This window comes from Synechococcus sp. MVIR-18-1 (assembly GCF_014279835.1).
In the GTDB taxonomy this organism is placed as follows: Bacteria; Cyanobacteriota; Cyanobacteriia; order PCC-6307; family Cyanobiaceae; genus Synechococcus_C.
Genome location: NZ_CP047942.1, coordinates 546,311 through 559,411 on the forward strand (window position 1 = coordinate 546,311; position 13,101 = coordinate 559,411).

7 protein-coding genes, 2 tRNA genes and 3 rRNA genes are annotated in these 13,101 nt (G+C 53.0%); 7 read left to right on the top strand and 5 right to left on the bottom strand.

From position 1 onward, the window contains the following. Nucleotides 1–15: 15 nt before the first annotated feature. Both SynMVIR181_RS02950 and ctpZ read right to left on the bottom strand, forming a co-directional pair. On the bottom strand, nucleotides 16–1,272 hold the full coding sequence (locus SynMVIR181_RS02950) for an HD domain-containing protein (protein WP_186524663.1): 1,257 nt from the start codon (nucleotides 1,270–1,272) through the stop codon (nucleotides 16–18). Beyond that, nucleotides 1,269–2,567, bottom strand: coding sequence for a carboxyl-terminal processing protease CtpZ (ctpZ, locus tag SynMVIR181_RS02955; RefSeq protein ID WP_255444392.1), 1,299 nt, complete (start codon nucleotides 2,565–2,567; stop codon nucleotides 1,269–1,271). The genes SynMVIR181_RS02950 and ctpZ overlap by 4 nt, the downstream gene beginning before the upstream one ends. A gap of 67 nt (nucleotides 2,568–2,634) precedes the next feature. Here ctpZ and petB point away from each other — a divergent pair, with 67 nt between their 5' ends. Then, nucleotides 2,635–3,291, top strand: coding sequence for a cytochrome b6 (gene petB / locus SynMVIR181_RS02960; protein ID WP_006854932.1), 657 nt, complete (start codon nucleotides 2,635–2,637; stop codon nucleotides 3,289–3,291). 77 nt (nucleotides 3,292–3,368) lie between these two features. Next, nucleotides 3,369–3,851, top strand: a complete 483-nt coding sequence (gene petD / locus SynMVIR181_RS02965; RefSeq protein ID WP_006854933.1) for a cytochrome b6-f complex subunit IV — start codon at nucleotides 3,369–3,371, stop codon at nucleotides 3,849–3,851. 74 nt (nucleotides 3,852–3,925) lie between these two features. Here petD and SynMVIR181_RS02970 read toward each other — a convergent pair whose 3' ends face one another. Further along, nucleotides 3,926–5,383, bottom strand: a complete 1,458-nt coding sequence (locus SynMVIR181_RS02970) for a glycoside hydrolase 100 family protein (RefSeq protein WP_186590461.1) — start codon at nucleotides 5,381–5,383, stop codon at nucleotides 3,926–3,928. Between the two features lie 672 nt (nucleotides 5,384–6,055). Between SynMVIR181_RS02970 and SynMVIR181_RS02975 the strand changes: the two genes are divergently transcribed. The 5 genes from SynMVIR181_RS02975 (at nucleotide 6,056) to rrf (ending at nucleotide 11,394) form a co-directional block, all read left to right on the top strand. After that, a 16S ribosomal RNA gene (locus SynMVIR181_RS02975) occupies nucleotides 6,056–7,540 on the top strand. A 184-nt stretch (nucleotides 7,541–7,724) separates the two neighbouring features. Further along, nucleotides 7,725–7,798, top strand: a tRNA-Ile gene (locus tag SynMVIR181_RS02980). A 9-nt stretch (nucleotides 7,799–7,807) separates the two neighbouring features. Beyond that, nucleotides 7,808–7,880 (top strand) — tRNA-Ala (locus tag SynMVIR181_RS02985). A gap of 418 nt (nucleotides 7,881–8,298) precedes the next feature. After that, a 23S ribosomal RNA gene (locus SynMVIR181_RS02990) occupies nucleotides 8,299–11,164 on the top strand. A gap of 113 nt (nucleotides 11,165–11,277) precedes the next feature. Beyond that, nucleotides 11,278–11,394, top strand: a 5S ribosomal RNA gene (gene rrf, locus SynMVIR181_RS02995). The 16S, 23S and 5S rRNA genes sit together here with 2 tRNA genes alongside, the layout of an rRNA operon. Nucleotides 11,395–11,847: 453 nt before the next feature. Here rrf and SynMVIR181_RS03000 read toward each other — a convergent pair. Further along, nucleotides 11,848–12,717 carry a DNA-formamidopyrimidine glycosylase gene (locus SynMVIR181_RS03000; RefSeq protein ID WP_186589934.1) on the bottom strand — a complete coding sequence of 290 codons (870 nt, stop codon included), beginning with the start codon at nucleotides 12,715–12,717 and terminating at the stop codon, nucleotides 11,848–11,850. Between the two features lie 5 nt (nucleotides 12,718–12,722). Next, complete coding sequence (locus SynMVIR181_RS03005; RefSeq protein WP_186524667.1) at nucleotides 12,723–12,932, bottom strand: photosystem I reaction center subunit IV; 210 nt, start codon at nucleotides 12,930–12,932, stop codon at nucleotides 12,723–12,725. Between the last annotated feature and the right edge of the window lie 169 nt (nucleotides 12,933–13,101).

The window sequence follows — 13,101 nt, forward strand, 5'->3', positions numbered from 1 at the left end:
GAGTGGAAATTGACGTTAAATCTGCGCCAGGTATTGGCCCACCTTTCGTTTCAGTTCCTGACTGATTTGCTTTGGATAGATCAGCCAGCTGGTGCTGACAGGCTTGCTCAAGCTTTTAACGAGTGCTGAGCTTTGCTCGAGTGCTTGAAGTTGCTGGCCATTCCAGAGCCTCAGCCCCCCGCGATAGGGGTGATATCCATGCAGTTGTTGATGGCGTAGACCGCAACTCAAACTCGGATCCAATCCCTTTGCTTCGGCCAATCCCCGTGCGAGAGCCAAGCATTCGAGCTGTTTCTCCTTGGAGAGGCTGTCCACATCGAGAGCTTTGAGGAGTCGGCGGTTGAGAAACCGATCACAGAGATCAGCGAGCGGGCGAGGGGCTTCCTCTCGCCAGCGCAACAGGTGATAGCCCGTTCGCAGGTCATCGTTAGCCAAATAGGCCTCCAGGTCGAGCTCATGGGCTGACCACAGCCAGCAGCGCATCGTGGAATCTGTCCAAACCTGATCGGGGCCTAGCTCACGGGCTAGGCGGATCATTTGCTCCAGCAGCCAATTGCACACCACATTGAGACGGTGGTTGTAAACACTGCGGTACATCAGGTTTCGCACCACGAGGTAGTGCTCAACCGCCATTAGACCCTTGGGATGAATCGCGAGTTCTCCATCTGGTGCCAGGGTCAGTGCGGCCAGAATTCTCCCTAAATCCAGTTGGCCATAGCTCGTCCCTGTGCTGTAGCTATCTCGCAGCAAGTAATCGAGCCTGTCGCAATCGAGTTGGCTGCTAACGAGGTCTTTAATCACTCTCCGCTCTGAGGTGCCGTGTTCTAGGAGAGCAGCCACAGCTTCTGAGCTTCCTGGTTGGAATCGTTCGAGTGGCTCCCGGATCGAAGGGTGCTCTCGAACGATGCGTGCGGACCATCGTTCATGGTGAGTACCAAACATTTCCTCCCCGGTGTGGCTCAGGGGCGCATGACCCAAGTCATGAAGCAGGGCTGCCGCATAGAGCACTCCCCGATGAGGTTCCAGTGATGAATCCATGGCCAACAGACGCTGAAAGGCCTGTCGCGCGATGTGGAAAACGCCAAGAGAGTGGGTGAACCGGCTCGATTCAGCGCCGTGAAAGGTTAAAAACGCAGGCCCGAGCTGACGAATGCGCCGAAGCCTTTGGAAGGGGGCTGCGTCAACGAGCTCGAGCACCAGCGCTTCAGCTGGGTCGTCTGAATGAAGTGCGATGCCGCCATGAAGAGGGTCGTGATAGGTGCGGCTGCTCATGCCGTTTCTGCCATCTCCTCTGAATTAATGGCATCGGCTGTTGGAAGAGATTCGGCGGTCTTGCGATCGATGATGGCCTCCAGTACCCGTGCTGCATCCGTAAGCCAGCGGTCTCCTTCGCCCCCGGGGTTCAGTGGCTCGGGCTGATCCAGCAAGCGATCTGGTGTAATTCCTTGCCCCTGAATGTCACGTCCGCTTGGGGTGACATAGCCGGCCACGGTCACGGCCAAACCACTTCCATCACTCAGGTTGGTCAGGGTCTGGATGAGCCCTTTGCCAAAGGTTTCACTGCCGAGCAGCAGCGAACGATCGTTGTCTTGTAGAGCCCCCGCAAGAATCTCGCTTGCACTTGCGGTGCCGGCATTAACGAGGGTCACCATCGGACCGTCGTACAGCGTGGTTGGGTTCGATTGAATGGGATCAGCAATCCCGTCTCGATTGCGTGTTTCCACGATGGGGTCTTGGTCCAGGAAGGCGTCAGCAACGGCGAGTCCGCCGCTGACGAGCCCCCCAGAGTTGTTTCGAAGATCAAGAACCACGCCTTCCACTCCCTTATCGGTGAGTTCTTGCAAAGCTTCTTGCACTTGTTTCGGCACGCCTTCGCTGAACTGCGTGATGCGTAAGTGGCCAAGGGTATGCGTATCACTCCGAAGGCGCCGAGTGCGAACAGGGCGCAAGTCAACATTGCGCCGTTCCAATGAAAGCTCTTCTGTTTCTCCATTAGGGGGTTGCACGGTCAGCAAAACCTGCGTTCCCACATCCCCTCGCAAGCGTGCTGCGGTGGTTTCAAGTCCCAGTAGAGCGGTGGATTCTCCGTTCACCGCCAGCAGGGCGGCGCCGCTGACCACGCCAGCGTCAGCGGCGGGTGATCCCTCGAGTGCAGCGATCACAACAACTGAGTCTTCATCGTTGTGATGGCCGAGTTGAAGTCCTACGCCACTCAGGCTTCCGGAGTTGCTGGACTTCATGACGGAGTAATCGTCAGGTCTCAATAAGCGTGTGTAGGGATCATCGAGGGGCTCAAGCATGGTCTCGATGGCGCTGTAGGCCTGCTCGCTGGTTTCGATCGTTTGCTCGAGAGCCTTCTGTCGTAGACGCTTCCAGTGAATACGGTCGAAACTCGAGGGGTCGACATAGCTCTGATTCACCAGGCGCCAGGTTTCAACTACCAACTGCTGGGCGTCGTTGAGAGCCAGAGCAGGCGCTGGAATGAAGAGGCTGCAAACCAAAAGGGCGGCCAAGCCGGAGGCCAGCTGCTGCAGGCCTTTTTTCATGTAATTAACAATCGGCAACATCAGCTTCATTCTGTCGCGTCGGCTGGAGCGTCATCGGTAGACTGCCGCAATCCAAACCGACCTTTGCATGGCGAACTCCTCACCTGTCTACGACTGGTTCCAGGAACGTCTTGAAATCCAGGACATCGCTGATGATTTCAGCACCAAGTACGTTCCGCCCCACGTCAATATTTTTTATTGCCTGGGCGGCATCACGCTTGTTTGTTTCTTGATTCAGTTCGCGACCGGGTTCGCGATGACTTTCTATTACAAGCCCACTGTTGCTGAGGCTTACAGCTCAGTTCAGTACCTGATGACAGATGTGAGCTTCGGGTGGCTCATTCGTTCAGTTCACAGATGGAGCGCCTCGATGATGGTGCTCATGCTGATTCTTCACGTCTTCCGCGTGTATCTCACGGGTGGCTTTAAACGTCCCCGTGAGCTCACTTGGGTCACCGGCGTGACGATGGCTGTGATCACCGTTTCTTTCGGTGTCACCGGCTATTCACTCCCTTGGGATCAAGTTGGCTATTGGGCCGTCAAGATTGTTTCTGGAGTGCCTGCTGCCATTCCAGTTGTTGGTGACTTCATGGTTGAACTGCTGCGTGGTGGTGAGAGCGTTGGTCAATCCACACTCACTCGCTTCTACAGCCTTCACACGTTTGTGATGCCTTGGTTGCTTGCTGTCTTCATGCTCATGCACTTCTTGATGATCCGTAAGCAGGGCATTTCTGGTCCTTTGTGATCCATTTCAGTTGCTTTACGCACTGATTCAAGTTTCGAACTTTCCCACTTACCGTTCGTTCATTACCGCTTCGCACCATGCATATTCTCAAGAAGCCTGATCTCACCGATCCCAAGCTGCGGGCCAAGCTCGCCAAAGGCATGGGCCACAACTATTACGGTGAGCCTGCATGGCCCAACGATCTTCTCTACATCTTTCCTGTAGTGATCCTTGGAACCATCGCTTGCATCGTTGGGCTCTCTGTTTTGGATCCAGCCATGCTGGGTGACAAGGCTGATCCTTTTGCAACTCCTCTGGAGATCCTTCCTGAGTGGTATCTGTACCCGGTGTTTCAGATCCTTAGGGTTGTTCCTAACAAGCTTCTGGGTATTGCATTGCAAACCTTGGTACCCCTTGGTTTGATGCTCATCCCCTTCATCGAGAGCTTCAACAAGTTTCAGAACCCATTCCGTCGTCCTATCGCGATGGCAGTGTTCTTGTTCGGTACAGCTACCACCATTTATTTGGGAATCGGTGCTGCGATGCCTATCGACAAGTCACTCACTCTCGGTTTGTTCTGAACCGATTAGCTCAAAAAAAACCCCTAGCTCATCGCTGGGGGTTTTTTAATGTGCGGCGTTTTTGAGCTGTTGCTCTAAGACCCCGGTGTTCCGTCAAGGTCGAGCATCTCTACATCATCAGGATTGACTCGAAGGAAGTGATGGAGGAGAAGAAATCCAACGATGGTCCAAGTCTGATAGGTGCGTGATTGCTGGCCCATCCAAGTGCCTGTGGGGCCGTCGAAATATTCAGCCCACTGTTGTCTTGGCAGTTGGTTGAGCTGGCTCCAGTAACAATCCTCAAGCATCGCCTTCATCTGTCCCATCAGCAGGATGTCTGCATTGGGGTGACGTCGCTCATGGAGGAGGATCGAGGCCCCGAAATACCAGAGAAGGCTCGGCCAATGGCCGCCATTGTGGTAGCTCCACGGCCAGTTCTTAGGGTCCGATCCGGTCTTGTTTTGCCACTCCAGGGTTTCCATGGGTGGATGGCAAATACGCATCGGCATCTGGGCCATCAGATGATTGCGGTTGTGAAGTGTGAGGCGAAATAGTGCTCGTTGTTGTGGCGCTGTGAGAAGTCCGAAGAGGCAGCCAAGAGAGTTGCCAAGACTGTAAAAACGGAAATCGGGCCTGCCTGTACGGATGTTGCCGATGAGATAGCCACCGCGATTCTCGAGCCAGTCCTGCAGCCAATCAGGGATCACTTGGGGCTGCACATTGAATTCGTTTTGGTGCTGATTGTCGCCGTATTGCTCTGTGGGTCTTCGCCTTAAAACTTGCATCGTCTTGCTGGTCACCCAGTAGTGCTTCAGCAGAAACTTGCGGAGGTCATGAATCCACTGGCGCGTAAGCACCAAGCGTTGGTCGAGCAGGCGACTGTTTTGATTCCGTCGGCCGAGCTCCATGAGCTGAGCGCAGCAACGGAGGGAGGCATACAGGAGTACTTCAACTTCTAGGGGCGCACCCCATACGTCCATAGGACGATCGATCATGAAGGCACAATCGGGCACAAACAGCACCGGTGTGCCCTCAAACGTGGGGTGAAGCACGAGATCCAACAACAGTTGGACTCCTCGTTGGACGCCAGGTGTGGATCCAAATTCTTCGTCTCCACTGGCTTTGACGTACATCGAGCAGAGGACTGGCCACCAGAGACTGGCGTCGACAGAGGTGATCCTTCCGATCGAACGTTGGCCGTAATCGGCAATGAGTTCTCCGTTCTCCTCAACAAAGCTGGTTGGGAACACGCCACGGGTTTGATAAGTGGTGCTCTGGAGGTCGAGGCAGATCTGCAGGAACTGTTTGACGATCTTGAACCGTTTTTGCGTCAACAGGTAGACCATCACTGGCACGTTGTCGCGCAGGAAGATTTCGCCGTAGTTGAGAGCTTCGTCGGCACTGGGGTGCTGCAGAGCAGCGACGCTGCCCGCAAGGCTGCCTGCAATGGGAATCAGCGTGCGTTCGAAATGCTCTTTGGCCTTTTGAACGACCTGGTCTTCTTTGGAGCTGGGACGAACCCGCTGGTTCTGTTGGCTGAAGCGTTCGGCCAAGGTGCTGTTGCAACCATTGCTCAAAACTTAGTGATGGAGCTTGCTTTGGCCAGTGGAAGCAAGTCTTGAGATGCGGAAGGAAGAGTGAGAGTTGCAAAAAGGGCGGTGATTGGGTTATGGTTTTGGACTGCGCAGGGGAGCACTGCTCCGACGCGCAGCCGCGGGACGTAAAGAGCGAAAGCTTGGAGTGTTCTGGGGGTTCTTACAAGATTGAGGGAGCGATCCCACGATGTTGTAAGTTTCAAAGGCGGTCGCGAGACCGCAGGCCGACCGTCTCTGAAAGGGGACGCAAAGCTAGAACCTGGACAACCGAAAAGTTTAGGAACTGACGCTTTTATCGCGTTTAGTTTGAGTTAGGACCGCAAGGTTTTAATGAGAGCTAAATGATATTGCGATAGAGGTGTGAGGTCCCGTCAACAAAATTTTAGTTGCGTCGAAGCATTGTGCTTACAACTTGAAGGTTTTCACGAACCTTTTTGTTGTCGGTGTGCGCAATGTGGAGCAACGACCGGATCTGAGATCCTGGAAAGTCAAACGAGGAAGAAATTCTAGATTTGCACTCTTGTGAATCCTTCTGTCAGAGGAAGGGTGCGACAACTGCAAGCAGTACGCCAGTGCTGTGGAGTGGGTGAAGCAAGTCAATCTGAGGTGAGAGCCAAAAGGGATTGATCTACAACGGAGAGTTTGATCCTGGCTCAGGATGAACGCTGGCGGCGTGCTTAACACATGCAAGTCGAACGAACCTTCGGGTTAGTGGCGGACGGGTGAGTAACGCGTGGGAATCTGCCCTCAGGAGGGGGATAACGGCCGGAAACGGCCGCTAATACCCCATATGCCGAGAGGTGAAATGAATTTCGCCTGAGGATGAGCCCGCGTCTGATTAGCTAGTTGGTGAGGTAAGAGCTCACCAAGGCATCGATCAGTAGCTGGTCTGAGAGGATGATCAGCCACACTGGGACTGAGACACGGCCCAGACTCCTACGGGAGGCAGCAGTGGGGAATTTTCCGCAATGGGCGAAAGCCTGACGGAGCAACGCCGCGTGAGGGATGAAGGCCTCTGGGCTGTAAACCTCTTTTATCAAGGAAGAAGATCTGACGGTACTTGATGAATAAGCCACGGCTAATTCCGTGCCAGCAGCCGCGGTAATACGGGAGTGGCAAGCGTTATCCGGAATTATTGGGCGTAAAGCGTCCGCAGGCGGCCCAAAAAGTCTGCTGTTAAAAAGTGGAGCTTAACTCCATCATGGCAGTGGAAACTGTTGGGCTAGAGTGTGGTAGGGGCAGAGGGAATTCCCGGTGTAGCGGTGAAATGCGTAGATATCGGGAAGAACACCAGTGGCGAAGGCGCTCTGCTGGGCCATCACTGACGCTCATGGACGAAAGCCAGGGGAGCGAAAGGGATTAGATACCCCTGTAGTCCTGGCCGTAAACGATGAACACTAGGTGTCGGGGGAATCGACCCCTCCGGTGTCGTAGCCAACGCGTTAAGTGTTCCGCCTGGGGAGTACGCACGCAAGTGTGAAACTCAAAGGAATTGACGGGGGCCCGCACAAGCGGTGGAGTATGTGGTTTAATTCGATGCAACGCGAAGAACCTTACCAGGGTTTGACATCCTGCGAATCTCTTGGAAACTTGAGAGTGCCTTCGGGAACGCAGTGACAGGTGGTGCATGGCTGTCGTCAGCTCGTGTCGTGAGATGTTGGGTTAAGTCCCGCAACGAGCGCAACCCACGTCTTTAGTTGCCAGCATTTAGTTGGGCACTCTAGAGAGACCGCCGGTGATAAACCGGAGGAAGGTGTGGATGACGTCAAGTCATCATGCCCCTTACATCCTGGGCTACACACGTACTACAATGCTACGGACAAAGGGCAGCAAGTTCGCGAGGACAAGCAAATCCCATAAACCGTAGCTCAGTTCAGATCGTAGGCTGCAACTCGCCTACGTGAAGGAGGAATCGCTAGTAATCGCAGGTCAGCATACTGCGGTGAATACGTTCCCGGGCCTTGTACACACCGCCCGTCACACCATGGAAGTTGGCCACGCCCGAAGCCGTTACTCCAACCCTTGTGGAGGAGGACGTCGAAGGTGGGGCTGATGACTGGGGTGAAGTCGTAACAAGGTAGCCGTACCGGAAGGTGCGGCTGGATCACCTCCTAACAGGGAGACAAACAACGATTTTGATGTCTGAGTTTATTTATTCTTAGGCCAAAATCCTGTCACCTTAGGTCGATCGGTACCTCAACTTTGAAGCTAAGAGAATCCAGCAATGGATCTCTGCTTAGTGGAGATTTTTAGTTCCTAAACTTTGTCTAGTTCACAACCCATTAGGGATGAGACTCCTGGGCCATTAGCTCAGGTGGTTAGAGCGCACCCCTGATAAGGGTGAGGTCCCTGGTTCAAGTCCAGGATGGCCCATTCGGTGTAGGGGGTTTAGCTCAGTTGGTAGAGCGCCTGCTTTGCAAGCAGGATGTCAGGAGTTCGAGTCTCCTAACCTCCACTGACTACCAAAATCCCCATCTCCAAAGCCTGGAGTATGAACTCGTATGGATTGTGATTTAGATGTGTCCGCTAGATGACCCTAGCTTCTTGTCATTTTAAGGCATGGAAATGATTCCATGATGTTTAATTGATAGGATGCTGGGCTCGATGCAATGTATTGAGAGATCAATGCATTGTTTTGATGTCTGGCCGAACCTTGACAACTGCATAGTAAGTCTGGAAAGAATAAAGCATCTTTATGGATGCATCATTCTTGAGTGTTAATTCACGATGGGATGGTGTTAATTCTAAGCAAGAGCCGAGACTCCAGCATGTTCTTTCAAATGTGTCGAGCATTTGAGAGTTTGATTTTAATTTCTACTTGTAGAAGTTAGAAGAATCTGTTTCAACGACAGCAAGCGTGTTGGAGATACATTGGTCAAGCTACAAAGGGCTCACGGCGGATACCTTGGCACACAGAGGCGATGAAGGACGTGGTTACCTGCGATAAGTCTCGGGGAGCTGGAAACACGCTTTGATCCGGGAATTTCCGAATGGGGCAACCCTTAGAACGGCCAGCTGAATCTATAGGCTGGCGCGAGCCAACCCAGCGAACTGAAACATCTTAGTAGCTGGAGGAAAGGAAAGTAAAAACGACTCCCTAAGTAGCGGCGAGCGAACGGGGAAGAGCCTAAACCAATGGTTTCGACCATTGGGGTTGTGGGACAGCAACGTGGATCAGGAATGTTAGTGGAAGTGTTTGAAAGACACGCCATAGAAGGTGAAAGCCCCGTACACGAAAACTGAACTGACCTAGCTGTATCCCGAGTAGCACGGAGCACGTGGAATTCCGTGTGAATCAGCGAGGACCACCTCGTAAGGCTAAGTACTCCTGTGTGACCGATAGCGAAACAGTACCGCGAGGGAAAGGTGAAAAGAACCCCGGGAGGGGAGTGAAATAGAACATGAAACCGTGAGCCTACAAGCAATGGGAGCCCTACTAATAGGGTGACCGTGTGCCTGTTGAAGAATGAGCCGGCGACTTATAGGCACTGGCGGGTTAAACCGGAAATGGTGGAGCCATAGCGAAAGCGAGTCTGAATAGGGCGTTTGTCAGTGTTTATAGACCCGAACCCGGGTGATCTAACCATGGCCAGGATGAAGCTTGGGTGATACCAAGTGGAGGTCCGAACCGACTGACGTTGAAAAGTCAGCGGATGAGCTGTGGTTAGGGGTGAAATGCCAATCGAACCCGGAGCTAGCTGGTTCTCCCCGAAATACGTTGAGGCGTAGCGTCTCGTGCTCCAGCAGGGGGGTAAAGCCACCATTTCGGTGCGGGCTGCGAGAGCGGTACCAAATCGAGATGAACTCTGAATACCCTGTGTGTAGCGAGGCAGTCAGACTGTGGGGGATAAGCTCCATGGTCGAGAGGGAAACAGCCCAGACCGCCAGCTAAGGTCCCCAAATCAACACTAAGTGATAAAGGAGGTGGGATTGCCCAGACAACCAGGAGGTTTGCCTAGAAGCAGCCATCCTCAAAGGAGTGCGTAATAGCTCACTGGTCGAGCGATCCTGCGCCGAAAATGAATGGGGCTAAGTGTTGTACCGAAGCTGCGGATTTATGGTAGGGGAGCGTTCTATGTGGGGCGAAGCGTTAGCGTGAGCGGGCGTGGACTGCATAGAAGTGAGAATGTCGGCTTGAGTAGCGAAAACATGGGTGAGAATCCCATGCACCGAAACCCTAAGGGTTCCTCCGGCAGGCTCGTCCGCGGAGGGTTAGTCTGGACCTAAGGCGAGGCCGAAAGGCGTAGTCGATGGATAACAGGTCAACATTCCTGTACCGGTTATGTTTTGGGAAGAGGGACGGAGAAGGCTAGCCAAGCCAGATGTTGGTTACTGGTTCAAGCGTTCGAGGCGTTGAGGATCGGCGAAAACGATCCGAGCTGAGGCGTGAGTACGAGCTGCTACGGCAGCGAAGTTGGTGATGTCATGCTTCCAAGAAAAGCTCTATACCCGTTAAGGCATAACTGCCAGTACCCGAAACCGACACAGGTGGGGTGGTAGAGAATACCGAGGTGCGCGAGGTAACTCTCTCTAAGGAACTCGGCAAAATGGCCCCGTAACTTCGGGAGAAGGGGTGCCACAGCAATGTGGTCGCAGTGAAGAGGCCCTGGCGACTGTTTACCAAAAACACAGGTCTCCGCTAAGTCGCAAGACGATGTATGGGGGCTGACGCCTGCCCAGTGCCGGAAGGTTAAGGAAGCCGGTCAGCGTAAGCGAAGCTGGCGACTGAAGCCCCGGTGAACGGCGGCCGTAACTATAACGGTCCTAAGGTAGCGAAATTCCTTGTCGGGTAAGTTCCGACCCGCACGAAAGGCGTAACGATCAGGGCGCTGTCTCGGAGAGAGGCTCGGCGAAATAGAATTGTCTGTGAAGATGCGGACTACATACACCCGGACAGAAAGACCCTATGAAGCTTTACTGTAGCTTGGTATTGTGCCCGGGCTCTGAATGCGCAGGATAGGTGGGAGACGTTGATCTAGTGCTCGTGGGTACTAGGGAGTCAATGGTGAGATACCACTCTTTCAGAGCTAGGGTTCTAACGTTCACCCGTTATCCGGGGAGCGGACAGTATCAGGTGGGCAGTTTGACTGGGGCGGTCGCCTCCTAAAAGGTAACGGAGGCGCGCAAAGGTTTCCTCAGGCTGGTTGGAAATCAGCCGACGAGTGCAAAAGCAGAAGGAAGCTTGACTGTGAGACCTACAAGTCGAACAGGGACGAAAGTCGGCTTTAGTGATCCGACGGTTCTGAGTGGAAGGGCCGTCGCTCAACGGATAAAAGTTACTCTAGGGATAACAGGCTGATCTCCCCCAAGAGTTCACATCGACGGGGAGGTTTGGCACCTCGATGTCGGCTCATCGCAACCTGGGGCTGAAGTCGGTCCCAAGGGTTGGGCTGTTCGCCCATTAAAGCGGTACGCGAGCTGGGTTCAGAACGTCGTGAGACAGTTCGGTCCATATCCGGTGTATGCGTAGGAATATTGAGAGGATTTCTCCCTAGTACGAGAGGACCGGGAGGAACGCACCTCTGGTGTACCAGTTATCGTGCCAACGGTAAACGCTGGGTAGCCATGTGCGGAGTGGATAACCGCTGAAAGCATCTAAGTGGGAAGCCCACCTCAAGATGAGTATTCCCATGGGGTAACCCAGTAAGGTCACGGGAAGAACACCCGTTGATAGGCTCTACGTCGAAGTTCAGTAATGGATGCAGCGGAGGAGTACTAATAGACCGAGGGCTTGACCAACACTTGGTTCTTGCCTTTAAAGACTTTATTTAATCCAGATTGCATCAATAAAACGAAAGTTGAGTTGATGCCGCTATGCAGTTCTCAGGGGTCAAACCTTGGGAATTTTCTATCCTGGTGTCCATAGCGCTGTGGAACCACTCCGATCCATCTCGAACTCGGTTGTGAAACGCAGCAGCGGCGACGATATTTGGGGGGTAGCCCCCTGAGAAAATAGCTCGATGCCAGGTAAAAACATTCCAAACGAAGAAAGCCATCCCTTGAAGGGGTGGCTTTTTTTGTGCTTATTGTCTTGTTAGTTTGGTATTCATTGGTGCCAGCACCTGCCATGGCTACTTATAAACCACTGAAAAGGTTGGCCATCTTGAGATGAGCGAGTGAGGAATGCAAACAAAGTTAAGCCGCTCTTCCCTTGAAACCAGTGCCTTTGCTAAAGAGCTTGAGTGATTGCATTTCGGCTATTGCTCCTTCTCGTTCTTTTGCCTGAACAAATCCACGGCAGAGGCATTTACTCCAGAGTAGAGATGCATTTGATGTATTTATTATCGCTTTACCTGGCTTTTTGTAGTTATTTTGTGTATTTAGTGATCGTTATATAGTGTTCTTGTTTTATTGGCCTGGTTATGGCTTTTTGTAGTGTTGTTCCATGCTTTTCCTTCTTCTTTTGTGATTAGATTGCACGGCTATGTCTGACAGCTAGAGCACCAGTGTGTACTGCGTCCTGCCAGCTTGATTCGCTCGATTGCTTTCCCGCATCTTGGACACGGCTGTCCTGTTCGCCTATAAACCGCCGCTTGTCCTCCGTAATTGCCATTCACGCCTTCTAGATCCCTGAAATCACTAAACGTGGTTCCTCCGGCGCCAATACTTAGCTCCAGGATCTTGATCAGGCATTCCCTGAGTTTGTCTAATTGTTTGCGATTGAGTTGGCCAGCTGCGGTTTCCGGGCGAATGCCCGCAGCAAACAAACTTTCATCGGCATAGATGTTGCCCGTGCCTGCCACGATGGACTGATCCAACAACGCTGCTTTAATGGAGCGTGTGGATCCTTTGAATCGCTCTTGTAAGTATTGCGTTTTGAAGTCTTGGCTAAAGGGTTCGGGTCCCAACTTTTTTAAGCCCGTGATAATCGACTCCACTGCAATATTGGGTGGGACCCACCACATTTCTGCGAAGCTTCTGAGGTCAACGAAGCGTAATTCTTGCCCCTTTGCATTCCAGAAGCGCACCCGTGTGTGTTTGCAGGGTGGAGTGTCGTTCTCAATCCACTGAAATTGGCCTGTCATGCGTAAGTGGACTCCCCAGTATCCAGCGTTCTCTTCAGGAGAATCTGGTTTGGATAATCCAGGACGATGCAGTTCTGCGTAGAGGTACTTTCCTCTTCTCGTCCAATCGCCAACGCGGCAATTGACGAGTCCTGACTCAAAGCACTCTGGTCCGCCAGGACTTGCAATCGCCCTGTCCCGGCACACTTCAAGATCGCTGATGACGAATTGATCGAGACGATTCGCTAGTCCACGCCGAACCGTCTCAACTTCTGGGAGTTCGGGCAACGGCCTCAGGCCGGCTCGAGTTCCGCTTGAGCGAAATTATTGGTGTTGATTCCGCCTTCTGATCCGGAAATCCCGTTGTAGTTCACCTTTTCAAAGCGAACGACCACCGGGTAACGAATACCTGAGGTGTCGATGGACGCCACCGTGCCGACATCGTTGAACCAATAGGACTCAGGGCGCTTAATGCGCACCTTGTCACCGCGGGAAATAGCCATCGCTGCGCAGAAACGTTGATGCAATCCGAGAGTATCGCTGCGTGGTCACAAGATGGAGAGAGCGTCACAGAATGTCGTTCGCGCCTTGCCAAGATCGCAGCAGCGCCATGGCAGCATCCATCACCACCCCTTCAACTCCGCCTTTGACGAACCAGAGTCCCGAAGCACC